Origin of the sequence: Glycomyces sp. NPDC048151, from assembly GCF_043202775.1 — a bacterium.
Lineage (GTDB): Bacteria > Actinomycetota > Actinomycetes > Mycobacteriales > Micromonosporaceae > Glycomyces.
Genome location: NZ_JBIDBB010000010.1, coordinates 227,683 through 251,937, shown reverse-complemented (window position 1 = coordinate 251,937; position 24,255 = coordinate 227,683). Strand labels below are relative to the sequence as shown.

Annotated in this window: 20 protein-coding genes; 14 read left to right on the top strand and 6 right to left on the bottom strand. The window is 71.6% G+C overall.

The annotated features are described in order from the left end of the window. Positions 1–301 precede the first annotated feature (301 nt). From ACGGCP_RS23900 to mqnC, 4 genes are all read left to right on the top strand, one after another. Positions 302–604, top strand: coding sequence for an HPr family phosphocarrier protein (locus tag ACGGCP_RS23900; RefSeq protein ID WP_392970140.1), 303 nt, complete (start codon positions 302–304; stop codon positions 602–604). A 116-nt stretch (positions 605–720) separates the two neighbouring features. After that, positions 721–1,587 (top strand): menaquinone biosynthetic enzyme MqnA/MqnD family protein, encoded by an 867-nt coding sequence (locus tag ACGGCP_RS23895; protein WP_392970137.1) that lies wholly within the window; start codon positions 721–723, stop codon positions 1,585–1,587. A gap of 50 nt (positions 1,588–1,637) precedes the next feature. Further along, entirely contained in the window at positions 1,638–2,411 is a 774-nt protein-coding gene (locus ACGGCP_RS23890; protein ID WP_392970134.1) for an FAD-binding oxidoreductase, read from the top strand. Between the two features lie 103 nt (positions 2,412–2,514). Continuing rightward, positions 2,515–3,666: a cyclic dehypoxanthinyl futalosine synthase gene (mqnC, locus tag ACGGCP_RS23885; protein ID WP_392970131.1), complete on the top strand. Its 1,152-nt coding sequence runs from the start codon at positions 2,515–2,517 to the stop codon at positions 3,664–3,666. Positions 3,667–3,908: 242 nt separating this feature from the next. On the opposite strand, the gene ACGGCP_RS23880 is transcribed toward mqnC, so the two are convergent. The 4 genes from ACGGCP_RS23880 to ACGGCP_RS23865 all read right to left on the bottom strand — a co-directional run bounded on the left by ACGGCP_RS23880 (position 3,909) and on the right by ACGGCP_RS23865 (position 9,273). After that, complete coding sequence (locus tag ACGGCP_RS23880) at positions 3,909–5,159, bottom strand: trypsin-like serine peptidase (protein ID WP_392970128.1); 1,251 nt, start codon at positions 5,157–5,159, stop codon at positions 3,909–3,911. Between the two features lie 222 nt (positions 5,160–5,381). After that, positions 5,382–7,151, bottom strand: coding sequence for a potassium channel family protein (locus tag ACGGCP_RS23875; protein WP_392970125.1), 1,770 nt, complete (start codon positions 7,149–7,151; stop codon positions 5,382–5,384). A 55-nt stretch (positions 7,152–7,206) separates the two neighbouring features. Continuing rightward, complete coding sequence (locus ACGGCP_RS23870) at positions 7,207–8,232, bottom strand: GNAT family N-acetyltransferase (RefSeq protein WP_392970123.1); 1,026 nt, start codon at positions 8,230–8,232, stop codon at positions 7,207–7,209. 72 nt (positions 8,233–8,304) lie between these two features. Next, positions 8,305–9,273, bottom strand: a complete 969-nt coding sequence (locus ACGGCP_RS23865) for a lytic murein transglycosylase (RefSeq protein WP_392970122.1) — start codon at positions 9,271–9,273, stop codon at positions 8,305–8,307. Between the two features lie 601 nt (positions 9,274–9,874). Between ACGGCP_RS23865 and ACGGCP_RS23860 the strand changes: the two genes are divergently transcribed. The 9 genes from ACGGCP_RS23860 (at position 9,875) to ACGGCP_RS23820 (ending at position 18,218) form a co-directional block, all read left to right on the top strand. Beyond that, positions 9,875–11,644, top strand: coding sequence for an adenylate/guanylate cyclase domain-containing protein (locus tag ACGGCP_RS23860; protein ID WP_392970120.1), 1,770 nt, complete (start codon positions 9,875–9,877; stop codon positions 11,642–11,644). Positions 11,645–11,705: 61 nt separating this feature from the next. Next, positions 11,706–13,013, top strand: a complete 1,308-nt coding sequence (hemL, locus tag ACGGCP_RS23855; RefSeq protein WP_392970118.1) for a glutamate-1-semialdehyde 2,1-aminomutase — start codon at positions 11,706–11,708, stop codon at positions 13,011–13,013. Next, the gene (locus ACGGCP_RS23850; protein ID WP_392970116.1) at positions 13,010–13,663 is read left to right on the top strand and encodes a histidine phosphatase family protein; all 654 of its coding nucleotides are present in this window, start codon (positions 13,010–13,012) and stop codon (positions 13,661–13,663) included. Before hemL ends, ACGGCP_RS23850 begins: the two co-directional genes overlap by 4 nt. A gap of 23 nt (positions 13,664–13,686) precedes the next feature. After that, positions 13,687–14,283 (top strand): TlpA family protein disulfide reductase, encoded by a 597-nt coding sequence (locus ACGGCP_RS23845; protein WP_392970114.1) that lies wholly within the window; start codon positions 13,687–13,689, stop codon positions 14,281–14,283. Continuing rightward, positions 14,283–14,435 carry a hypothetical protein gene (locus ACGGCP_RS23840; protein ID WP_392970112.1) on the top strand — a complete coding sequence of 51 codons (153 nt, stop codon included), beginning with the start codon at positions 14,283–14,285 and terminating at the stop codon, positions 14,433–14,435. Before ACGGCP_RS23845 ends, ACGGCP_RS23840 begins: the two co-directional genes overlap by 1 nt. Then, positions 14,432–15,172: a cytochrome c biogenesis CcdA family protein gene (locus ACGGCP_RS23835; RefSeq protein ID WP_392970110.1), complete on the top strand. Its 741-nt coding sequence runs from the start codon at positions 14,432–14,434 to the stop codon at positions 15,170–15,172. Before ACGGCP_RS23840 ends, ACGGCP_RS23835 begins: the two co-directional genes overlap by 4 nt. 43 nt (positions 15,173–15,215) lie before the next feature. Next, positions 15,216–16,808, top strand: coding sequence for a cytochrome c biogenesis protein ResB (locus ACGGCP_RS23830; RefSeq protein WP_392970107.1), 1,593 nt, complete (start codon positions 15,216–15,218; stop codon positions 16,806–16,808). Next, entirely contained in the window at positions 16,805–17,770 is a 966-nt protein-coding gene (gene ccsB / locus ACGGCP_RS23825; protein ID WP_392970104.1) for a c-type cytochrome biogenesis protein CcsB, read from the top strand. The genes ACGGCP_RS23830 and ccsB overlap by 4 nt, the downstream gene beginning before the upstream one ends. A 190-nt stretch (positions 17,771–17,960) precedes the next feature. Next, on the top strand, positions 17,961–18,218 hold the full coding sequence (locus ACGGCP_RS23820; RefSeq protein WP_392970101.1) for a hypothetical protein: 258 nt from the start codon (positions 17,961–17,963) through the stop codon (positions 18,216–18,218). A gap of 201 nt (positions 18,219–18,419) precedes the next feature. Here ACGGCP_RS23820 and ACGGCP_RS23815 read toward each other — a convergent pair whose 3' ends face one another. Together ACGGCP_RS23815 and ACGGCP_RS23810 are read right to left on the bottom strand one after the other, a co-directional pair. Beyond that, positions 18,420–19,505 carry an MHYT domain-containing protein gene (locus ACGGCP_RS23815; RefSeq protein WP_392970098.1) on the bottom strand — a complete coding sequence of 362 codons (1,086 nt, stop codon included), beginning with the start codon at positions 19,503–19,505 and terminating at the stop codon, positions 18,420–18,422. 79 nt (positions 19,506–19,584) lie between these two features. Then, positions 19,585–20,439 carry an MHYT domain-containing protein gene (locus ACGGCP_RS23810; RefSeq protein ID WP_392970095.1) on the bottom strand — a complete coding sequence of 285 codons (855 nt, stop codon included), beginning with the start codon at positions 20,437–20,439 and terminating at the stop codon, positions 19,585–19,587. Positions 20,440–21,080: 641 nt separating this feature from the next. Here ACGGCP_RS23810 and ACGGCP_RS23805 point away from each other — a divergent pair. Further along, positions 21,081–24,239: a nitrate- and nitrite sensing domain-containing protein gene (locus ACGGCP_RS23805; protein WP_392970092.1), complete on the top strand. Its 3,159-nt coding sequence runs from the start codon at positions 21,081–21,083 to the stop codon at positions 24,237–24,239. Positions 24,240–24,255: the final 16 nt, after the last annotated feature.

The following is a 24,255-nucleotide window of genomic DNA, read 5'->3' as shown; positions in this document are numbered from 1 at the left end:
GACATTCCTGCACTGGTATAACCATCACCGCGCGCACACCGCACTCGGAGGCCAAACCCCAGCAGACCGCGTCCACAACCTCCCCGGACAGAACAGCTAGGGACGGCCTGGCGACGACTCGGCCTTGCCGCTTGCCCCGGCGAGCGCGGAGTGTCCCGCTTCCCGCGGCATTCGCCGAAAACGCGTCCGCCGTCCCCGACTCCGGTTCATCCTGGTGCAGACGGGCCGCTCGGCGGCCCGCGAGCTTCGCGGGGAGGGCCGTGCACGGCCCGCCGCCCGCGTCATGGGGAGGGTGAGGAGCATGGCGGAACGCCGTGTCAGAGTGACCACGGAGGTCGGCATCCAAGCGCGGCCCGCGACGGTCTTCGTCGGGACCGCCGCGGAGTCCCGCACCGACGTGGCGATCGCGAAATCGGGCGGGGACCCGCACGACGCGAAGTCGATCCTGCAGGTGCTGACCCTCGACGTCCGCTCCGGCGACGAGATCGTCCTGACCGGCGACGACGAGGAGATCCTCGACCGGCTCGTCGCCCTGGTCAGCGAAGAGGGCGACACCGTAGGCGCGGCCGGCGGCTCGGACATCGCCGACATCGACGAGAACTGAACGCCCCGGACCGGACCGGTCCCACGATGCGGTCCGGTCCGGCGCCCGCGGTGATGTCGGCGACGACGCCTCCGCTCACGTACCTCCTAGCCGCGCGACCGGCTACGGTCGAAGCTGTGAACATCGCACGGCGCCCCAGGGTCGGCCATATCGCGTTCCTCAACTGCCTGCCCATCTACTGGGGACTGGCGCGGACAGGCGCGCTCCTCGACGTCGACCTCCACCGCGCCCCGCCGGACGAGCTCAGCCGCCGCCTCGTCGCGGGCGACCTCGACATCGGACCGATCACCCTCGTCGAGTACCTGCGCCACGCCGACGACCTCCTCCTCATCCCCGACCCGGCGGTGGCGGCCGACGGCCCGGTCCTGAGCGTCAACCTCGTCTCCAAGGCCCCGCTCGACGCGATCCCGGCCGAGCCGCGCGTCGCGCTCGCCTCGACCTCCCGCACCGGCGTCCTCCTCGGCCGCATGCTCCTGGAGGACCGCTACGGCCGCAAGCCCGCGTACACGGTCACCGCGCCCGACCTGGACTCCGCCCTGCGAGACGCCGACGCGGCCGTGCTCATCGGCGACGAGGCCCTCCAGGTCTTCCACGACCCCGCCGGGCACCACGTGCTCGACCTCGCCGCCGAGTGGAAGGACTGGACGGGCCTGCCGATGGTCTTCGCCGTGTGGGCCGTCCGCCGCGACTACGCCGAGGCCCACCCGGGCCTGGTCAAGGACGTCCACCTCGCCTTCCGCGACTCCGTGCAGCGCAGCCGCGAGGAGATCGACGAGGTCGTCGCCTCCGCGGCCCGCTGGGAACCGTTCCCGCCCGCCGCGCTCGCCGAGTACTTCGAGCGCCTCCAGTTCGGCCTCAGTGAGCGACACCTCGCCGGACTGCGGGAATTCGCGTCCCGTGCGTCCCGTTATGCGGATATAGACCCCCTCCGAGCGGACGGCCCGGAGTTCTTCGCGGCTCTCGGCGAAGCCCGCGAGCCGTAGATGTGCGCAGAGCCCGAAGCCCGGCTCTGAACGACCGAAGGGACCCTGCCGTGGCAGTCGAGCTGAAGAAGCCCCGCAAGAACCGCCCCGCCTGGCACAAGCTCACCGTGAGCCGGGTCAGGCCGCTCACCGAGGACGCCGTCGAGGTCACCCTCGCCGTGCCCGAGGAGCTGCGCGCGGCCTTCGACTTCAAGCCCGGCCAGCACCTCACCTTCCAACGCGTCGAACCCGACGGCGCCGAGGTGCGCCGCTCCTACTCCCTCGCCTCCACTCCGCGCGAGCTCGCCGAGCACGGCACGCTGCGCCTGGGCATCCGCTCGATCCCCAAGGGCACCTTCTCCGGGTACGCGAACCGGCAGCTCACCCCCGGCGACGTCCTCGAAGTCCTGCCGCCCCTCGGCCACTTCTGGACCGAGATCCACGCCGACCGCCACTACGGCTCGGTCGTCGCGGGCTCCGGGATCACCCCGATCATCGCGATCGCGACGGCCGCGCTCGACGCGGGCGCGACGGTGACCCTCCTGTACTCCAACCGCACCGAGGAGTCCACGATGTTCGCCGCCGAGCTGCGCGACCTCCAGCGCGAGCACGGCGAGCGGCTGCGCCTGCACCACGTGCGCACGCGCTCCGAGGGCGACTCCCCGCTGCTCACCGGGCGGCTCACGCCTGAACGCCTCCGGGAGCTCGTGGACGCCGGGACCGTGAACATTCACGACGTCGACGAGTGGTTCCTGTGCGGCCCCTACGACATGGTCCTCGGCGTCAAGGACGTCCTCGAGGACGCCGGGGCGCAGCGCGTCCACACCGAGCTGTACACGGTCTGACACGGGACCGACGACCGCGCCGCCCGCCCGCTGCGGCGAGACCCACGAGTCACCGCGACCGGGCGCGCTGTCCCGGGCGGCGTTCCGGCGATACGCTTCGTGCATGGCCGAGATAGACGATGTCCTCGCCCGCGCCGCCGACGGCGGCGCCATCAGCGCCGAGGAAGCCCTGCTGCTCTACACCGAAGCGCCCTTCCACCCCCTCGCCGAGGCCGCGGACGCGGCCCGCCGGCGCGTCATCGGCGACAACATCGTCACCTACATCATCGACCGCAACATCAACTACACGAACGTGTGCGTCACCGCGTGCAAGTTCTGCGCCTTCTACCGCGCCCCGAAGCACGAAGAGGGCTGGGCGCATCCGATGGAGGAGGTCCTGCGCCGCTGCGGCGAGGCCGTCTCGCTCGGCGCGACGCAGGTGATGCTGCAGGGCGGGCACCACCCCGACTTCGGCGTCGAGTACTACGAGGAGCTGTTCTCCTCGGTCAAGCGCGAATACCCGGACCTGGCGATCCACTCGATCGGGCCGTCGGAGATCGCGCACATGTCGAAGGTCTCGGGCGTGGAGATCGACGAGTCGATCCGCCGCATCAAGGCCGCCGGGCTCGACTCGATCGCGGGGGCCGGGGCCGAGATGCTCCCGGCGCGTCCGCGCACGGCGCTCGCGCCGCTGAAGGAGTCGGGGGAGCGCTGGCTGGAGATCATGGAGGCCGCGCACCGGCAGGGCCTGGAGTCGACGGCGACCATGATGATGGGCACGGGCGAGACCGCGGCCGAGCGGATCGAGCACCTGCGGATGATCCGCGACGTGCAGGACCGCACGGGCGGGTTCCGGTCGTTCATCCCGTGGACGTACCAGCCGGAGAACAACCACCTCAAGGGCCGGACGCAGGCGACGACCCTGGAGTACCTGCGGCTCTTGGCGACCGCGCGGCTGTTCTTCCACAACGTGACGCACCTGCAGTCGTCGTGGCTGACGACCGGCAAGGCCTCGGGGCAGCTGAGCATGCACCTGGGCGTCGACGACCTCGGCTCGATCATGCTGGAGGAGAACGTGATCTCCTCGGCGGGCGCCCGGCACCAGTCGCGGCTCTCGGAGCTCATCGGCCTGATCCGTTCCGCGGACCGGATCCCGGCGCAGCGGAACACGCTCTACGAGCGGATGTCGGTCCACTGGACCCCGGAGGACGACCCGACTGACGACCGGATCCGCTCGCACTTCTCGACGATCGTCGCTGAGCTGCAAGCGAAGTAAACGTGAACGGAGGGTCCCGGGCAAATCGGACACCGGAGGACCCCCCATTTCCACACTACGTTGCGGGACCGACACCGGGGATCTTCCCGGCGTCAGCCTTCAAATCGGGCGTTCGCAAGCGCCCCCGATTCGATGGTCCCACTGACGTGCGACACGGCGAAGGGGGCGGGGAGCCGTACGGCTCCCCGCCCCCTTCGCCGTGTCGGATCAGGTGTCCGGTCGCTTTCGCGATGCGCGTCGCGTCAGATCAGGTGCCCGATCTCTTTCTCGATGAGGCGCGCGTTGACTCCCGAGTTGGGGCAGCCGCCGAAGTGGTGCAGGGCGATCACCTCGTGCGTGTCGCGGGAGAGCACCGGGGAGCCGGAGGACCCGAACTCGGTGTCGCAGTAGTACGAGATGTCGCTGTCGGCGACGTACCCGTCGTACTGCTCGTGCTTGACCACGCAGTTGCCGCCGTCCACCGAGGACTCGATGGCGATCTCGGTGGGCCGCCCGGCCGGGTGCTGCGGGATGTAGATCTCCTCGCCGCTGCGGGCGGCGCGGTCGGAGAGCTCCAGGTAGCCGAAGTCCTCGATGCGCGCGAAGTCGTCCACTGTGAACAGTGTGTAGTCGAGGGACTTCGAGGTCGCCAGCACTTCCGCGCCGTTCACCTTCACCGGCGCGTTCGCGATGTCGGCGCCGCAGACCGCGCAGTCGTAGCCGAACCACACCTCGGTGCCCTGCGCCTCCTGCGTCTCCGTGAAGCAGTGGTGGTTCGTCAGCAGCCGGTTGCCCTCGCCCACCCGGAACGCCGTGCACAGCACCGTCCCGTCGATGAGCAGGCGCGCCACCGGTTCCGCGCGGTCGACCACGTCCGGGTGGGTCGAGCGGTAGCAGACCGAGGGCCGCTTCTCGTCGCCCTCGCAGACCGACTCCTCGGGCCGGGCGTTGTCGGCCCGCTCCTGCGCGAGGCCGTCCACCTCCTCTGTGGTGAACCCGTACGCGGCCTTGTCGATGAGCACGCCGAGCGCGGACGACCCGCCCTCGGACTCCCGGTGCAGCTCGACGATCGCGGTGTCGCCGGTGATCGAGGTCGCCCACTGGTCGATCAGCGACTCCTCGTACCGGTAGGACTCGGCGCCGTCGGGGCTGGAGACCGTCACGAAGTCGCCCGTGTTCAGCAGCAGCCGTTCGAAGTGGACCTTGACGTACCCGGCGTCGGGGCCGGAGACCTTGAGGACGTCGGCGTCGTCGGCGTACGTCAGCGACTCCGCCAGCTCCGACACCTCGCCGACGTCGACGAGGCCGAGCAGGTCGTCGTCGACCGGCATGAGCTCGGCCGTGCCGTCCAGGAGCGCGTCGTCCAGGAGCGTCGTCGCGGGCTCGTCCTCGGCGAACGCGCTCGGCACCACCGCGGCCGCCCCGCCCAACGCGATCGACCCGGCCGCCGCCACCAGGATCAGCTTGCGCCGCTTGCGTTCGGCCCCGCTATGCCCGGTTCGTGGTTTCCGCACGCTTGCCGCCACGGTCGGCCCCTTTCGTGAGAGATGTGTCGACCGTTCAACGAGCGAGGCGCGCAGAGGTTGCGCCACCTGAGGGTGGGAAGGCGTGGGTCACAAAGAATCCCGGCCGCGCGCCCGCACGGCCGACACGAACCGGACCGCACGGCCGGCCTGCGTTGGCCCGCACTCGACCCCGTCGAGAGCCCCGCTGCGCCCCTCCCGCCCCTTCGGGGTCTACCGGTCCGCACCACCGGGGCGGCAGCGCTCCAGGATCTCGCCCAGGCCCCTGCGAGTCGCCACCACCAGGAGCGTGTCGCCCCGCCCGACCCTGAACGCCGCGTCCGGGTTCCAGCTGATGGTCCCGCCCGCGCGCTTGACCGCGAGCAGCCGGTGGAACCCGACCCGCGTCGCCAGGCCCGCCGCCGCGTCGTCCATCGCCGAACCCGCCCCGACCTCGAACGCCTCGATGTACGCGATGTGCCCGCGCACCGGGATCGTCACCAGCACCTTGTCGTCCGTGAGCGCCTGCGCGAAACTCGCCGAAGCCACCTCCGGCGCGCTGTACGACGCGTGCGGCGGCGCGCCCTGCGGCGGCGTCGACCGGTTCAGGTTCTGGCGGATCAGCGCCGCGAACTCCGGGTTGTAGATCCGCATCACCGTGCGCAGCTTCGGGTTGCACTCCAGCCCCGACAGCGCCGTCTCCAGGTTCGACTCGTCCTGCTTCGCCATGAGCACCAGCGACCGGCAGTGCCTGATGTTCGCCTCCGCCAGCAGCTCCTGGTTCGACCCGTCGCCGAACAGCACCTGCGCGCCCTTCGCCCGCGCCGCCCGCACGCCCATCGCCTCGCGGTTCTTCTCGATCGCGACGACCGGGATCTTCGCCTCCCGCAGCCGCTCCACCACCCGGGTCCCCATGTTGCCCAGCCCGACCACGATCACGTGCTCGCGCACCTGCCGGGTCCGGCGGCCCTCCGACAGCGCGTACCGCCGGTCCACGACCGCCTGCACGATCGCACCGGTCGCGAACGGGATCAGCAGCGAACCGGTCAGCACCACCACCGCCTGCGTCACCTTCAGCAGGCGGCTCGCCGTCATGTCCGGGTCGATGCCCCCGCCCGCCATGAGCGCCAGCAGGTAGAACACCTCGCCCTCGCCGTCCGGCGTGTTCGCGCCGCTCGGCCAGAACTGCAGCACCGTGAACCCGAACGCGAACACCGCGAACAGCACGAGCGCCAGCACCACGAGGCTCTTCGTGAGCATGCCCCGCAACGTGCTCAGTGCCTCCTTCACCGCGAGCGACGCGTTCTGCAGCCGCGGCCGCAGCTGCCCGCGCCTGCGGTCCGGCGACAGCCACAGGTACCGCAGCGCCTCGTTCTCGTCCTCGGGGACCAGCTCGATCCCCGCCTGGTTCCCGCCCGCGACCACCCACTGCGCCTCGGCCCGCTCCTCGCGCTGCCGCGACAGGTAGAGCCGACGCCCCCACACGTTGATCTCGCCCGGCGGCAGCTGCTGGAGCGCCGCGAGCGCGTACGTGTCGGCGACCATGTCGGCGTCCGACTGCACGTACACGCCGTCCTCGTCGTCGCCCAGGAGCTTCTGGATGTTCGCGCGCAGTCCGCTGTTGTACATGCGGATGACCAGCCGCGGCAGCGTCTCGTCGCCCAGGTAGTGCGACATCTCGCGGATCTTCAGCGCCAGGTGCAGGTTCCCGACGTCGTTCTGGTCCATGAGGGCGACCGCGTACGCCGCGGTGAGCCCGGCGAGGCGCACCGTCTCGGCGGTGACCTCGGCCTGCGTGAACACCTGCAGGCTGCGGTTGACCTCGGCCTCGCGGCGGATCTCCTCGCGCTGGCCGCCGGGGCCCTCGGGAAAGACGGCGGTGACGTGGAAGGCGTAGCGCTCGATGAGGTGCTTGATGAACCGGAGCGTCAGTCCGTTGTCGCCCACCACGATGACGCGGCGCTCGGTGCGGGCGCCGTCGTGCTCGGTGTGCCGGGGGTGCATGGATGAAGTCTACGGACTGTCCGCAAACGATTGCGCCCCAAAGGTGTCGGGATTTTCAGCCGCGGCGGGCGAGCCGGGCGAGGAGCTTGTCCACGTCGGCCTCGTAGTCGTACCAGTCGACGTCGTGGACGAACCCGAGCTCGCCGTTGATCCAGCGGACGTCGTCGGCGGTCTCCAGGGTCCACGTCTGGACGTCCACGAGCTGCGGTTCGGCGCGGCGCAGCTCGGTGAGGAGGCGGGCCTTCATGGTCATCGCGAGCCCGTACGAGCGGTGCTGGGGCGCGACGACGGTGTCGTACTGGTCGGCGCGGGTGGGCCGCTGCGCGGAGACGACGAGCTCGGTGAGGCCGACGACCTGCCCGAACGGCTCGCTGATGGCGACGGCGATGTGTGAGCGCATGCCGCGCCGCGCGAGGGTCTGGAACGAGTCGCGCAGGGCCGGGGCGTACGCCGAACCGCGCCATTCGGGCACGAACGCGACGTTCCCGGGGCTGGAGCGCAGGTTGGCCTTGACCTCCGCGTAGGAGTCCATGAGCCGGTCGGGGACGCCCCCGGCGTGGTATTCGAGGCGGTACCCGGCGGCGAGCCGCCCGGCGGCCTGCTCGATCTTCTCCCAGTCGATGTCGGCCCAGCGCAGCAGGTGCCGCTGCTCGACGACGGCGCGCGCGAAGCCGTGCCGGTCGTAGAACCCCACGGCCGGGGTGGTGGCGATGACCTCGACGGACAGGGTCCGGCAGCCGTTCGCCTTCGCGCATTCGGCGACGGCCCGCAGCAGCCGGGAGCCGACGCCCTTGCCGCGCGCGGACGGCCGGGTCGACATCTCGACGACCCCGGTCCCGGCCTGCTCGCCGCCGAAGAGGATGAGGCTCGCGTGCCCCACGAGGTCGCCGTCGGCGTCGCGGTCCATGAACAGGAACCGGCGGTCGCCGGGGATCGACCCGGTGAGGTAGTCGCTGAGGCGGTCGGTGCGCCAGCGCGGCTCGCCCGGCATGTCCGCTGCGGTCATGTCGTTGAGGACCGAGCACCAGTCGTGGAGGTCGTCGGCCGTCATCTCGCCGGGAGCGAGCTGCTTCAGGGGCATCTCTTATCCTTACCCGAAATCGTCACCGAACGGAACCCCCTCCTCACAGCATGCAGCGGTTCGGGGGATCTGTCAGGCGGTGCTCTTCCTGCCGTACTCGTCGGCGCGGTCGAAGACCTTCTTGACGTAGTCGTCGCGGGGGTTGTAGCTCCACAGGGCGGCGTACCAGCCGTCCGGCCTGCTCATGTCCCTGTTGTCGTGGCAGAGGTAGTTGGCGGCGGCGGTGACGGCGTCGTCGATGTCGTGCGGGTCGGACTTACCGTCCCCGTCGCCGTCGGCCTTCCAGTGCTCCCATGTGCTGGGGAGGAACTGCATGGGCCCCCATTCGCCGTGGATGGGCCCGATGATCTGGGTCAGCGTGGTGCCGTCGGCCTGGATCTGGTTGCCGTCGATGGTCCCGTGGGTGGTCTCGGTGGCGCCGATGCCCGCGAGGGTGGTCCAGGAGAGGTTGCAGCCGGGGTTCTGGGCGGCGGAGACGAGTTCGCCGCGTCCGTACGCGACGAGGGCGCGCTGGGGGATGCCGAGGTCGCTGAGGTTCGCGGCCCACGTCTCGAGGCCGCCGGGGGTGGCGGCGGCGCTGGTGGGGGACTCGGTGGGGGTCTGGGTGGGCGCGAGGATGTCGCCGATGGTGCCGGTCTCGGCGGGCAGGCCCGCGGCGGGGGCCTCCGCGATGGCGCCTTCGGGGGAGAGCGCGAGGGGGGTCTCGGCGGCTTCGGGGGTCGGCTCGGTGCCGAAGGACCAGGCCGGTCCGGCACTGGGGACGACGAGCCAGCCCGCGGTGAGGGCTCCGGCGAGGGCGAGCACGGTGAAGGCGACCTGGACGCTGAGGCGTCCGGCCGGGGCGCGCAGTCCGCGCCAGGCGGCGCGCAGGCCCCTGCCGGTGCCCTTGACGCCGAGCCACAGGACGCGCGGGGTGCGTCTGACGCCCAGCCACAGTGCGCGCGGCGTGCGCTTGAGGGCCCGCCACAGCAGTCCCGGGGCGCGGCGAAGCGCCCGCAGGACGAGCTTCGGCAGGGCGGTGGCTGCAGTCGTGAACGACACGGGAGGGGGCGTCCTTTCTGGTCGAGCGCTGCTCGGTCGGGGCGTTCGGGGCCGCGGTGCGGATCGGCGGGGCCGCCGGGCCGGGGCGGTGCAGGGTCGGCGCGGCGGTGCGGCACCGGTGCCGCGGTGCCGGAGTGCGCCCGGGTCCCGGCGGACCGTCGTGGTGACGGCGCGGCGGGGCGCGTTCGCGAGGGACCGGACTGAAAGCGAGTATTCCCTAATTTCGTCCCCTCGGGCAACGCCTGAGCGCCAATAATTCCGAAATCGGCCGCGACCGAGCGGCGCGCGACTCGTTCTCCCAACGGACGGTGGTTGCCACGAGCAAACCCGCGGCGAGAACGCCTCATGTCCGCGTCTGCGCTGGAAGCGGCGTGCAGACCGGGTGCCAGTTCCCATCACGGCAGGTAACCGACTGAGATGGGGGTGACACTGTGAGGCCGCTGGGCATTGTGCCCGCGCACCAGCGCGCCACAGCCCGGCATACGGGGGCTGAACGAAAGTTGATCGACACGTGGATACGACAACGGCATCGCACGCCGCACTGACAGCCTTTGCCCTTCCTCTCGGGGACAACGGACCTGGATACAGAAGAGCGTCCGATGTGGAATACCGCTGCGCGGATGCGGCCATTGCCGACGGCAATGCAGAATGCGCGTCCGACAGCGCCTCCGGCAATGGCGGCGCGGCGGAAGAAGCGGACCGCGGCAGCGCCGCCCGGCCCGCCCCGCTGCCCTCCGGCGACGTCACGTTCATGTTCACCGACATCGAAGGCTCGACCCGCCTCGCCACCGGGCTCGGCGCCGAGCGCTACCGCGTCGTCCTCCACCGCCACCGCGCGCTCGTCAGAGAAGTCCTGCGCGCCAACGGCGGCACCGAGATCGACACCGAGGGCGACTCGTTCTTCGTCGCCTTCCACCACGCCGCCGACGCCTGCGCCGCCGCCATCGGCATACAGACCGCCCTGCGCGGCGCCCACTGGCCCGACCACGACGGCCGCCCCCTCCGCCCCAAAGTCCGCATAGGACTCCACACGGGCGAGGCCTGGCCCTCCGCGGGCGGCTACGCCACACCCGAGGTCCACCGCACCGCCCGCATCTGCTCCGCCGCACACGGCGACCAGGTCCTCGCCTCCGCCGCGTGCGCCGCCGCCGCCGGGCTCCCGCCCGCCGCGGTCCACCGCCTCGGCGACTTCGAACTCCGCGGCCTGCCCGAAGCCACCGAACTCGTCCAGCTCGCCGCGCCCGGACTCCCGACCGCGTTCCCGCCGCCGCCCGTCCGGCCCCTCACCCACCACCTGCCCGCCGACCTCAAACCACCCGTCGAACGGCCGGGGGAGTACCGCGAACTCGACCGCGCCTTCGCCGTCCACCGCCTCGTCACCCTCACCGGACTCGGCGGCTGCGGCAAGACCACCGTCGCCAAGGCCTGGGCCCGCCGCCGCCTCGCGTTCTACGAGCACGGCGTCTGGTACTGCCGCGCCGGGGACGACCTCGGCGCGGCCCTCCTCGACGCCCTCGGCCGCCGCCCCGAGCTGTTCCGGCCCGCCGTCGAGACCGCCGCCGACCGGCTCCGCGAGGCCACCGCGCTCCTCGTCCTCGACGACGTCGACCGCACGCACGCCCCCGACGTCGAACGGCTCCTCCACGACTGCCCCGGCGTCAGCGTCCTCGCCGTCGGCGCCCGCCCCCTCGAGCTCCCCGGCGAGGCCAAACGCGCCCTCGGGCCCGCGCCCGCGGACGTGAGCGCCGCGATCCTCGCCGGGTACTGCGAGGAGCGCGCCGCCCCGTGGACCGCCGCGGACTGCCGCGACCTCGCCGCCGCCGTCGACGGATTCGTGCCCGCCCTCACCGCGCTCGCCGAGGTCACCGCCCTCGGCTCTCCCGGTGTGGCCCTGCGCTACCTCAGCGACGACCCCGTCGGCGCGCTCGACGGCGGCGGCCGCTTCCGCGCCGCCATCGACGACGCCGTCGCCGCGATCTCCGGCCCGGCCCGCGCCGTCCTGCTGGAACTCGCGGCCCGCCCGGCCGGGGCCACCGTGGACGCCGTGCTCGACCTGTGCCGCCAGCGGGACGGGAGCCTTGAAGCGCTCGTCGAGCTCGTCGACGTGGCGCTGGTCGTCATCGAGCGGCCCGCGATGGACCAGGCCGTGTACCGGGTCCCCGCGCCGCTGCGCTGGCTGCTGACCGGCTCGGCCCCGGAGGCGTCGCGGCCGGAACCGGAGGCCGCGCTCGGCACTGCCCGCGAAGCGCGGACGGAGGCCGCGCCGCTGGCCGACCGGCTGCGCCCGCGCCCGGCGGTCGCGGCCGGTTTCGCCGACCGGCTCGTCCACCCGGTGAACCTGGAGAGCGCCCGCCTCAGGGCGGTCGCCTAGCGCGCAACAGGGTCGGGGCGGCGGGCCGTTCGCCCGCCGCCCCGTGTGCGATGCTGACCCCGTGACTGACAGGCAACCGCAGGCCGCCCGCACCCGTTCCGCCTCCGCGGCCGCCATCGCGCGCGCCGCCCGCGTCATCCCCGGCGGCGTCAACTCGCCGGTGCGGGCCTTCCGCGGCGTCGGCGGCGACCCGGTGTTCATCCGCGAGGCCTCCGGGGCGCGCATGACCGACGTCGACGGCAACACCTACATCGACCTGGTCGGCTCCTGGGGCCCGCTCATCCTCGGCCACGCCCACCCCGACGTCGTCGCGGCCCTCGCCGAGGCCGCCGCGCGCGGCACCTCCTACGGCGCGCCCACCGTCGCCGAGATCGAGCTCGCGGAGCTCATCGTCGAGCGCACCCCGTGCGAGATGGTCCGCCTCGTCTCCTCCGGCACCGAGGCGACCATGAGCGCCGTCCGCCTCGCGCGCGCCGCGACCGGCCGCGACAAGATCGTCAAGTTCGCTGGCTGCTACCACGGCCACGCCGACTACTTCCTCGCCGAAGCCGGCTCGGGCGTCGCGACCCTCGGCCACCCGGACTCGCCGGGCGTCCCGGCTGCCGCCGCGGCCGACACGATCGTCGTCCCCTACAACGACATCGAAGCCGTCGAGGCCGCGTTCGCCGCCCACCCCGGGCAGATCGCCGCGGTCATCACCGAGGCCGTCCCCGGCAACATGGGCGCGATCGAGCCGCTCGACGGCTTCAACGAAAAGCTCCACGCCGTCACCCGCGCCCGCGGCGCGCTCCTGATCTCCGACGAGGTCATGACCGGCTTCCGCGTCGGCCCCGGCGGCCTCGCCGCCCCCGCCGACCTCTACACGTACGGCAAGGTCATGGGCGGCGGCCTGCCCGCCGCCGCGTTCGGCGGCCGCGCCGACCTCATGTCCCGCATCAGCCCCGCCGGACCCGTCTACCAGGCCGGGACGCTCTCGGGGAACCCGCTCGCGGTCGCCGCCGGGCTCGCGACCCTCCGCGCCTGCGACGCCGACGTCTACCGCACCCTCGACGCGACCGCCGCCGAACTCCAGCGCATGGCGGCCGAGGCGCTCACCAAGGCCGGCGTCCCGCACTACGTCTCGGCCCCGTCGAACCTGTTCAGCGTGTTCTTCGCAGAGGGGCCCGTCACGAACTTCACCGAGGCGAAAGCCCAGGACACCGAGGCGTACGGCGCGTTCTTCCACGCCATGCTCGAAGGCGGCGTCTACCTGCCCCCGAGCGCCTTCGAATGCTGGTTCACCTCGGCCGCGATCGACGAGGAAGCCCTGTCACACATCGAACAGGCCATGCACACCGCGGCCGAAGCCGCGGCTAAGGTGCGCTCATGAGCGGCTCCACCACCATCGTCCACCTGCTGCGCCACGGCGAGGTCCACAACCCGGACGGCATCCTCTACGGGCGCATCCCCGGCTTCGGCCTCTCGGCGCTGGGACGCGAGATGGCGGTGGCCGCCGCCGAGCGCCTCGCCGGACGCGACGTCGTCCACGTCGGGGCCTCCCCGCTCCAGCGCGCGCAGGAGACCGCCGAACCGGTGGCCGCCTCCTACCGCATGGACGTCACCACCTACGACGGCCTCATCGAGGCCGGGAACTCCTTCGAGGGCCTGCGCGTCGGCGTCGGCGACGGCGCCCTGCGCCAGCCCCGCTACTGGTGGCGCCTGCGCGACCCCTTCCGCCCCTCCTGGGGCGAGGCGTACCTGGACATCGCGCGCCGCATGATGGAGGCCGTCGAGCAGGCCCGCACGACCGCCGAAGGCGCCGAAGCGGTCCTCGTCAGCCACCAGCTGCCGATCTGGACGGCCCGCCGCTTCGCCGAGCGCAAGCGCCTGTGGCACGACCCGCGCCAGCGCGAGTGCGCGCTCGCCTCGATCACGAGCTTCGTCTACGAAGGCGCGAAGCTCGCCCGCATCGAGTACTCCGAGCCCGCCGCGCACCTCGTCCTCAAGTCCGAGTCCGCTCGGAAGGCCAAGGGCGCCTGAGGATGGCCCTGCGGCGGAGGACGATGCTGGCGGCTGTGCCGCTGCTGGCCCTCGCCGCCTGCTCCGAGACAGGCGGCGAGAACGCGAACCGCGTCAACGAGATCAACCGCGACAGGTTCGTCTCCGGCGACGGCTCGAACTACCGCTGGGAGGAGCCCGGCGACCGCTTCGACGCGCCCCGCCTCACCGGCGAGGACCTCGACGGCAACCCGATCGACACCGACGACTGGGCCGGGCAGGTCATCGTCGTCAACTTCTGGGGCTCCTGGTGCCCGCCGTGCGTCGCCGAAGCGCCTTACCTCGTCGAGGCCTGGAACACCTTCATGGAGCGGGCCGTCAGCTCCGGGGAGGACCAGCGGGTCCAGTTCCTCGGCGTCAACATCCGCGACACCCCCGACGCCGCGCGCGCCTTCGAGCAGCGCTGGGGCGTCGAGTACCCGTCCCTGTCCGACGAGGCCGGGCGCGTCGCCGACCAGTTCGTCGACTACGGGCTCTCCCCGAACGACATCCCCGCGACCATCGTGATCGACGCCGAGCACCGGGTCTTCTCCATCTGGCGTGGCGCGATCGACGACGCCGAAACCATCATCGCCGACATCGACAAGGCCTTGGAGTCCTGATGAGCGAGTCCCGACACCCCAAGCTCCGCAAGGCCGCCAAGGGCGCCGTCATGGCCGGGACCGCCGCGCTCGCCGCCGTCGCGGTCGGCGCGCTGGTGAAGAAGCGCCTCGACGGCACCGCCGAGCCCGTGCCGCGCGGGGAGTCCGAGTGAACCCCGCCGAGACCGCCGCCTCCGGGCCGCTGCTGCTCGCCTTCGGCGTGGCCGCGCTCGCCGGGCTCGTCTCGTTCGCGTCCCCGTGCACGCTCCCGCTCATGCCCGGATACGTGTCCTATGTGACCGGGATGAGCGGCCAGGAGCTCACGAAGGACCGCCGCACCGGACGCGTCCTGACAGGCGCGCTCCTGTTCGTCGCCGGGTTCACCGCCGTCTACACGACGGTGGTCTTCGCGCTCCAGAGCGCCGGACGCGCGCTCCTCACCAACTCCTCGACGCTGGAGACCGTCGCCGGGATCGTCATGATCGCCATGGGCCTCATGTTCATCGGCCTCATCCCCACCCGCGGCGGCTTCGCCCCCAGGTGGCGTCCGGCCGTGGGCCTCGCCGGGGCCCCACTGTTCGGCGCGGTCTTCGCGCTCTCCTGGATCCCCTGCACCTCGCCGGTGCTCGCGGCGATCACGAGCCTCGCGGTCATCCAGGACGGCTCCGCCCGCGGCGTCGGCCTCATGGTCGCCTACTGCGCCGGGCTCGGCGCGCCGTTCGTGCTCTTCGCGGTCGGCATGCACCGCCTCGCCGGGGCCCTCGACTTCCTCAAGCGCCACGGCCGCGCGATCTCCATCGCCGGGGGCGTCATGCTCACCCTCGTCGGCGTCGCCCTCGTCACCGGCGCGTGGACGGAGTTCACGAACTGGCTGCGCGCCACCGTCGGCGCCGGGGTGAGCGTCCTGTGACCGCCGTGAACCGGTCCGCGCCCGGAGCCGAGGTGCGCCTCCCGTGACGACCACCCTGACCCCGCCGCCCCGCTCCAAACCCGGTGCCGCCAAGCGCCTCAAGGGCTTCGCGCGCCGCTGGTGGCACCAGCTGACCGCGATGCGCACCGCGCTCCTGCTGCTGCTGGCGCTCGCGCTCGCCGCGATCCCCGGCTCGACGTTCCCGCAGCGCTCCATCAGCGCCGTCGACGTCGCCGACTACTACGCACAGCATCCCGACCTCGCGCCGTGGCTCGACCGGCTGTGGGCGTTCGACGTCTACACCTCGCCGTGGTTCTCCGCGATCTACCTGCTGCTCATGATCAGCCTCGTCGGCTGCATCCTGCCGCGCCTGGGCGTCCACTGGAAGGCCTTGCGCGCCAAGGTCCCCGACGCGCCCAAGCGCATGTCGATCCTCCCCTACCACCGGACGCTCGCGGTCGACGCGAACCAGTCGATGGCGCGCGCCGTCCTCAAGCAGCGCCGCTGGCGCACGACCGTGCGCGAGGCCGAGGACGGCACCGTCACGATCAGCGCCGAGAAGGGCCACCTGCGCGAGACCGGGAACCTCCTGTTCCACACCAGCATCATCTTCATGCTCGTCGGCGTCGCCGTCGGCAGCCTCATGAGCTGGTACGGCAACCGGATCCTCTCCGAGGACAAGTCCTACTGCAACAACCTGCAGCAGTACGACGAGTACGGCCTCGGCGCGTGGGTCGAGGAGACCGACCTCCCGCGCTTCTGCCTGACCCTCGATCAGTTCGACGCCGAGTTCACCGACGGCGGCCCGACCGCCTTCGAAGCCGACGTCGACTACGAGACCGCCAGCGGGACCGGGAACTACGACCTCGAGGTCAACTACCCGCTCAACATCGACGGCACCAACGTCTTCCTCATCGGCCACGGCTACACCGCCGTCGCCACCTTCACCGACCGCTACGGGCAGACCCAGACCGTCCACCAGGAGTTCCTGTCCATGGACGCGGCCCTGAACTCCGAGGGCGCGTTCAAGTTCCCGGACGCGAACGTCGATCCCGAGACCGGGCTGGTCGACGAGGACGCCGAGGTCGGCTTCGACGCGATCCTCGTGCCCACCTACGACGACACCGGGATGCTCCTGGGCACCGACCCCGAGCTGAACAACCCCGTCCTCGCGCTCACCGCCTACACCGGCGACCTCGGCCTCGCCGACGGCCAGCCCGAGTCGGTGTACGCGATCAACGAGGCCCAGATCGCCTCCGGGAACCTCGAGCAGGTCAACGACCAGGTCGAGGTCATCGGCGTCGGCGACACGATGACCCTCCCGGACGGCTCCAGCCTCACGTTCGACGGCGTCGAGCAGTACGCCGTCCTCCAGGTCCGCCACGACCCGGGCGGCCCCGTCGTCCTGGCCGGTGCGATCCTGCTCCTGGGCGGCCTGCTGCCCGCGCTCGCGGTGCGCCGCAGGCGCTTCTGGATCCGGTGGAACCCCGACGGCACCGTCGAGACCGCCGGGCTCAACCGCAACGACTACGACGGCCTCGACGAGGAGTGCGACGAGCTCACCGCCCTGATCGCGCCCGGCCACGAGCCGCCGCAAGCATCCGAATCCGACGACTCGATCGGGAGCCGACCATGACCGGGGCCGAAGCCGCGAACGCGCTGTTCGTCGCCACCATCCTCATCTACGCGGGCGCGATGTTCGCGTACGCCGTGGAGTACGCCTTCGACAAGCGCGTCCCGGGGCGCGCCAAGCGGCTCGCGGCCGTCGGCGCGGCCGACGGCGCCGACGCCGTGGACGCGCCCCCGGGCGACTCGCCGATCAGCCCGGCCGCCGCGCGCGGCGCGGGCCGCCTCGGCCTGATCCTCACGTTCCTCGGCACCGCCGCGCTCGCCGCGAGCATCGTCACCCGCGTCGTCTACACCGGACGGTGGCCGTGGGGCAACATGTTCGAGTACACCGTCGGCGTCGCGCTCGCGTCGATGTGCACGTGGCTGATCCTCGTCTCCAGAGGGAGCGTCCCGCGCCGCCTCGGGCTCTTCGCCACGTTCGCGGTCACGATGGTCCTCGGCACGTCGGTGCGGGTCTACACCGAGGCCGGGCCGCTCGTCCCGGCCCTGGACTCGTACTGGATCGTCATCCACGTGACGGCCGCGATCGCGGCCTCCGGGATCCTCCTCATCGGCTGCGTCTTCGCGATCCTGCACCTGCTCAAGCGCCGCTACGACCGCCAGGTCTCCGACGGCAAGCCGGTCCGCTTCCCGCTCAACATCGCCGAGCGCCTGCCCGACGCGACCGCGCTGGAGCGCTTGACGTTCAAGATCCACGTGTTCGCGTTCCCGCTCCTGACCTTCGGGATCTTCGCGGGCGCGGTGTGGGCCCACTTCGCCTGGGGCCGTTACTGGAACTGGGACCCGAAGGAAGTGTGGGCGTTCATCGCCTGGGTCGTCTACGCCGCGTACCTGCACGCCCGCGTCTCGGGTCGCAGCGCCAAGGCCAACGCCCCGTGGATCGCGATCCTCGGCTACGCCGTGATGCTGTTCAACCTGACCGCCGTCAACCTGGTCTTCGGCGGCCTCCACTCCTACGCGGGCGTGTAGCGGCCCGGCAGTCCCTCGCCGACGCCCTCGCCCGCCAGCCGCTCCAGTGCCGCCTGCGGAGGAGGCGCGGCCCGGCGATCCCCGATAGGCTGGAGCGCACCGGGCCCGCCCCGCCGGGCGGCCGCGCCGCGACCCGATCCGGTTGCGGCGCTTGGTGGAACCCCGACTCCGCACAGGAAGGCCGCGCCCCATGGCGAGCATCGACGAAGCGCTCAGCTTGATCAACGCGAACATCGAAGCGGTGAGCGAACTCCAGGGCCAGGTCGAGGCCACGAAGGCCCAGACCGAAGAGCTCCTCGGCCAGGTCCAGTCCCTCGGCATCGAGGCCGCCTCCGCCGCGCTCAACGTCGGCAAGGACCAGCTCGAGGAGGGCAGCGCCATGGCTGCCGCGCTCCGCGCCAAGCTCGAAGAGGCCCGCAGCGCCGTCGAAGTGGCCAAGCACTCCTAGCGGTCCCGGACGGCGGTCACGGAGCACCCGCGGATCCCGCTGCGCCCCAACGCGACCGGGCCCGGAGCGGCTCCCGCTACGGCGTCCGCGCACCGCCCGGGACTGCGCTGCGTGACGACCCCTATATATAAGGTGTGGAACGGGAACGGGCGCCCTCCGGAGAGGGCGCCCGTTCCCGCTGCTTGACGTGTGCGGGAGAAGCTAACGGCGCGGCGTCTGGCGCGGCGCGATGTCGAAGTGCTCGGCGGTGCGTTCCAGGTCTGCCTGCTGGAACGAGCGCTGCCCGCGGGCACCGGGGCGGTCGGGGACGATGAGCGGCCCGTCGTGGCGGCCCTGCGGGGCCTGGATCGGCGCCGTCCGCTGGTCCGGGACGTGCCCCTGCGCCCGCTCGCTCTTGTTGCGCACCCGCCCGGCCCGGCTGCCGCCCTGGCGGTTCGCGCCCGGCTGCGGGCCGCGGAGCTTGTCCACCGGGATCGCGCCCGTCGCGGTCGGCAGCACCTCCTCGTCGGCGACCTCGATGCCGAGCTGGTCGCGCTTGGTGACCATCTTCGGCTGGGTCCCCATGAGCGCGAACAGGAGCACGATGATGCCGATGGTCGCCACCCCGAGGATCGGCAGGATCAGCATGATCGGGTCGATGCCCGACACGCTGTTCCGGCCCTGGTCGGCCAACTGCACCCGGACCCCGGCCATACCGGTGAAGTGCATCGAGCAGATCGCGATCGCCATGATGACCGCCGCGCCCGACTGCCAGCGCCAGCCGTCGAGGTACATGCCGCAGAACAGGGCCGCCGTCGCGGCGACGACCGCGATCACCACGGAGGCGATGAAGTAGCTCTGCTCGTGCCAGATCCGCCCCGAGACGTTGATCGCCGCCATGCCCGAGTAGTGCATGATGACGACGCCGATGCCGGTGATCGGCCCGGCCATGAGGATCTTCGCGACCGTGTTGCGCCGCCCCGTCCCCGCCACGAGCAGGCCGAAGAACACGGCGCCGATCGAGGCCACCAGGCTCAGGAACGTCTTCAGCGGGTCGTAGCCGATGTCGGAGTCGACGACCTTGAACCCGATCATCGCGGTGAAGTGCATCATCCAGATCGCGGTGCCCCCCAAGGCGAAGGCCGCCAAGGCGATCCACCGGATGCGCTTGCGCGCCGACTTCACCGTGCCGTCCTGGCGGCGGGCCTGCGTCATGCACATGAGCGCCAGGATCGAACCCGCGAAAGCGAATCCGAAGGCCATGATGGGATTGATCCAGCCGTACGTGAAGTGACTGACGTGTTCCATCCGTGGTCTTCCTCCCCGGGCTCGGCCCGTATCCGGAATGTTGCGCTTGAGGTGCGAGCGCGATACGAAACTTATACGACTACTGTCCGGCTGCGTCCGCAAGACGGACAGTTGCACTAGGACGGTCATTTCGGTCAGCGTTACCGTCTTGTGAGGTCGAGTCGTCCCGCGCGACCGAGTCCAGCGCAGGCGAAGCCAGGACCCCGAACACCATGCCGACGATCGCGATCATCGCCAGGATCAGGATCGGCAGGAGCAGCACGAGCGGGCTGATGCCCGACACGTCCTCCCGCGGCGGCCCCTGGACCTCCACGGCCGCCATCCCCGTGTAGTGCATGCCGACCACCGCGACGCTCATGACCGCGGCGGCCAGCGCCATCGAGCCGCGCCGGTCCACGACAGCCGTGAACCGCAGCGCCACCGTCGAGGCGACCACCGCGACCGCGGCCGAGGCCGCGACCAGCACCGGGTCGTACACGACCCGCCCGCCGGTCGCGACCGCCGCCATGCCCGTGTAGTGCATCCCGACCACGCCCGCGCCGCACACCAGTCCGCCGAGGATCAAGCGCGGCCAGCCAGCGCGCTTGCCGCCGGACACGAACAGTCCGATGCCGACCGCCGCGACCGCCAGCCCGAACGAGGCGGCGGTCAGCGCGGGGTCGTACGCGATGTCGGCTCCGGTCACGGTGAAGCCGACCATCGCGATGAAGTGCATCATCCAGATGCCGACCCCGCCGATGGCCAGCGCGGCCAGCAGGGTCCAGCGGAGGCGCCCGCCGGCGGAGGCGGCGGCGCGGGCGTAGCGGGAGGCCGACAGGCCGAGGAAGGAGCCGGCCGCGGCGAAGGCCAGGCCCATCACGGGGTTGAGCCAGCCGTAAGTGAAGTGGTGGTGCTCGAGCGTCGAGGCGAGCACGTCGTTGAGCGGCATTGTCATGGGGTTGCCTCCTGAGGAAGGTCGTGGGTCAACCGTGCCTAATGGAGGGCGAAGTGTGTCGCACAGCCTGTGCGAGTCGCGTGGCGACCTGCGGGCGCTATGCGAGATCTGTCCCCCGTTCGTGTCCGCGGGGTCGCGCTCGGTGAGTGGACTAAGGTGGCGAAACGGTCAACACGAACCGTGCTCGCGCCATCGCGGCCCGTAGAGGACCCGCCGGTAACGTCCACAGGACGGGACTCGGCCGACCGGTACAGGGGTTGTCGGCCGAACGGGCCGTCTTCACGACCGAACGGCCGAATACCGCATACGCATGTGTCCGAAAGATCAGTGTATCTTGGGATTCGCCCAGCAACCCGGTGGCAAACGCGGGCCTCTTCAGTACTCCAGTACGCCCCTGGATTTCGCCGCCCTCATTCGTCATGATGGAATCTGCTGGGCTTCACATGCCGCCCCCGCCACCCCGGCGGCGCGGCGGCAGCCGACTCGACACGTCGGCCCGAGACCGATCCCGCCCGGCCCGGGCCCTTCGGTCTGACACAGAGGACCACCCCAGGAGGCTAGACAAGGTGAGCAAGCGCAGCTCGAACCGTGCGGGTTCAGCGGCTCGACGAGGACCGCTCGGCCTGCCCCGCATCGCCGACATGCGAATCCGGTCCAAGCTGGGACTGATCCTCCTGGTGCCCCTCGTAGTCCTGGTGGCCGTCGCCGGCCTCCGCCTCTACGACCTCTCCGACCGCGTGTTCGAGTCCAACGACATGGTGGACCTCGTCGAGTTCAACACCTACGTGGCCGACCTCAGATACCAGCTCCAGAAGGAGCGGTCCCTCCTCGTCACCCACCTCCGCCTCGACGGCGAGCACGTGGCGGGCATCGACAAGACCCTCTACGACGAGTCGAACGTCGCCCGCCAGCAGGGCGACACCGACGCCGCGTACGACGACTTCAACGAGAAGGCCGGGCAGCTCCCGAACCTCTCCGAGGACATCACCAACCGCATCGACGCCGTCCAGACCCAGTACGAGACCCTCCTCCAGATCCGGGCCCACGCCGCCGAAGACGCCGCAGGCTCCTCGATCGACCAGACCTCCCGCGTCTACCAGCGGCTCGTCGCCGAACTCGTCACCATCACCGACATCTCCTCGCGCATCGTCAACGACCCCGACATCGCCCGGAACCTCCAGGCCATCGCCGCCGCCACCACCATCCTCGAGACCCTCGAGGAAGAGCGCGCGATCGCCATCAACGTCGGCAACGGCCGCGAGTTCATCAACAACACGCGCTGGCAGAACTTCATCGCCTACGCCTCGATGCGCGAGACCGCCGAGGCCGAGTTCAAGACCGTCGCCGACCGCGACGAGCAGCTCGCGTTCTTCTTCAGCGTCGGCGGCCTGAACACCAAGGAGGCCCAGCCGGCCCTGGAGTTCGAGAACGACGCCGTCGCCGCGAGCACCACGAACAAGCTGAAGGTCGACTCCGAGGTCATCGCCTCCTACGACGCGATCCTCGACAACGGCCTCGCCTACATCAAGGACCAGTCGAAGGAAGTCCTCGACCAGGCCTCCTCGGACCGCGACGCGCAGATCTTCCAGCTGCTGCTCGAAGCCGTGCTCATCCTCGCGGCGTTCGTCGTCGCGACCGTGATCGCCCTGCTCATCGCCCGCAACATGGCGACCGGCCTGCGGCGCCTGCGCGAAGGCGCGCTCGACGTCGCCCACGTGTCGCTGCCCCAGGCGGTGGCCCAGATGCGCGACGCCGAGACCATCGGCAACCGCACCCCCGACGAGGTCGCGGCCGAGACCGGCGCGGTCATCGACATCGACCAGCGCGACGAGATCGGCAACGTGGCGCACTCGTTCAACATCGTCCACACCGAGGCGATCCGCATCGCGGCCGAGCAGGCCGCCCTGCGCGCCAACGTCTCCCAGATGTTCATCAACCTCGCCCGCCGCTCCCAGAACCTCGTCGACCGGCTCATCGGCCACCTCGACCACCTGGAGCGCGGCGAGGAGAACCCGGACCGCCTGGCCGAGCTGTTCCAGCTCGACCACCTCGCGACCCGCATGCGCCGCAACGACGAGAACCTCCTGGTGCTCGCCGGCGCGGACTCCACCCGCCAGGAGCGCTACCCCGCCCCGATCGGCGACATCCTGCAGGCCGCCCAGTCCGAGGTCGAGCAGTACACCCGCATCGAGTTCGGCAACCTCGAGGCCGAGCGGGAGATCCGCCCGGCCGCGGTCAACGACCTCGTGCACCTCATCGCCGAGCTCATGGACAACGCGACCGCGTTCTCCCCGCCGGAGTCCCCGGTCCTCGTCGAGGCCGAGCAGATGCGCACCGCCGAGTCCCCCCAGGGCGCGATCCGCGTGCGCATCAACGACATCGGCATCGGCATGCCCCCCGGGCAGATCGACGACATCAACCGCCAGCTCTCGGAGTCGGCCGACGCCATCGACCTCGCGTCCTCGCGCATGATGGGCCTGGTCGTGGTCGCCCGCCTCGCCAAGCGGCACGACGTCCGCGTCGAGCTGCGCCCCGGCGAGCAGCGCGGCACCGTCGCCGAGGTCATCCTCGGCGAGGCCGTCCTCACCGACCCGAAGCTCCCCGAGCGCGGCCTGCGCTCCGGGGTGCCGCTGGACGGCATCGACACCGGGGACACGTTCTCCCTCGAAGGCCGCGACAACACCCCGCGCGGCGCGCTCGGCATGAACTCCGGCGCGCTCCCGCAGGTCCCCGAGAGCCCCGCCGGCCTGTTCGACACCGTCGCCCAGCCCGGCCCGCAGTCGCCGCCCCCGGCGCAGCCGCAGCCGATGTGGCAGCCCAGCGCCCCGCAGGCGCCCTCGCGCCCGCCGGTGCCCCCGCAGCCCGCCGAGCCGCTCACCGGCGAGCACTCGCTGCACCGCAACCAGACCGGCGCGATCCCCACGCACTTCGCGCCCGCCGCGGAGGAGGAGCCGGGCTTCATGTTCCGGCCCGGCGGCCTCGCCGAAGAGCGCCGCTCCAGCGGCAAGGTCATGGAAGTGACCGGCGAGATCGTCTCCTCCGAGCACGTCGCGCTCCCGAAGATCCAGCTCGAGGCGTTCACCCCCGAGCCGGAGCCGGTCCCGCCGTCGTGGCCTGACGCGGCCGCCGCGCCCGCCGGCACGGAGGCGCCCCGCGCCGCCAAGAAGGACCGCGTGTCCGCTCTGGACGCCACCACCGAGCTCCCGATCTTCCGCGAGGTCGAGTCGGCCTGGTTCAAGGCGGTCACCCCCGCCCCGAAGAAGGTCGAGGACGAGGCGCCCGCGCACGGCGCGGCCGAGCAGTCCCCGTTCGACGGGTCGCCCGTCCATGCGACGGATGCGCCCGCGGAGGTGGCGCACGCAACCGCGCCGCGCTACGCTGACCAGTCAGAAGCGGTCGAGTCCCCCGCCCCGGCTTGGGAGGCGGCGCCGCCCACCCCTCCGCAGCCCACGGAAGGCTCGACGCCCATGCAGAGCAAGCCCGCCGACGAGCACTCGTCCGCTCCGGGCCCCGAACGTCGCCGCCTCACCTCCCCCGAAACCGAGTCGGGCTCCTACGCCTGGCGCACGGCCGCCGACGACGGCTGGTCGCGGGTGGACAACGCCTTCGCCGAGACCGTCTCCGAGACGACCTCGGTGGGACTTCCCAAGCGCCGCCCCATGGAACGCCTGGTTCCCGGGGCCGTGGAGGAATCACAGGAGACCGTCAGCGCGCAGAAGCGCAACCCCGAGGGCATTCGGGGCCTGCTGTCGGCCTATCACCGTGGGGTGCAGCGAGGACGTGGCAATGACGGTAACTGAGTCGCTGAACCGCAAC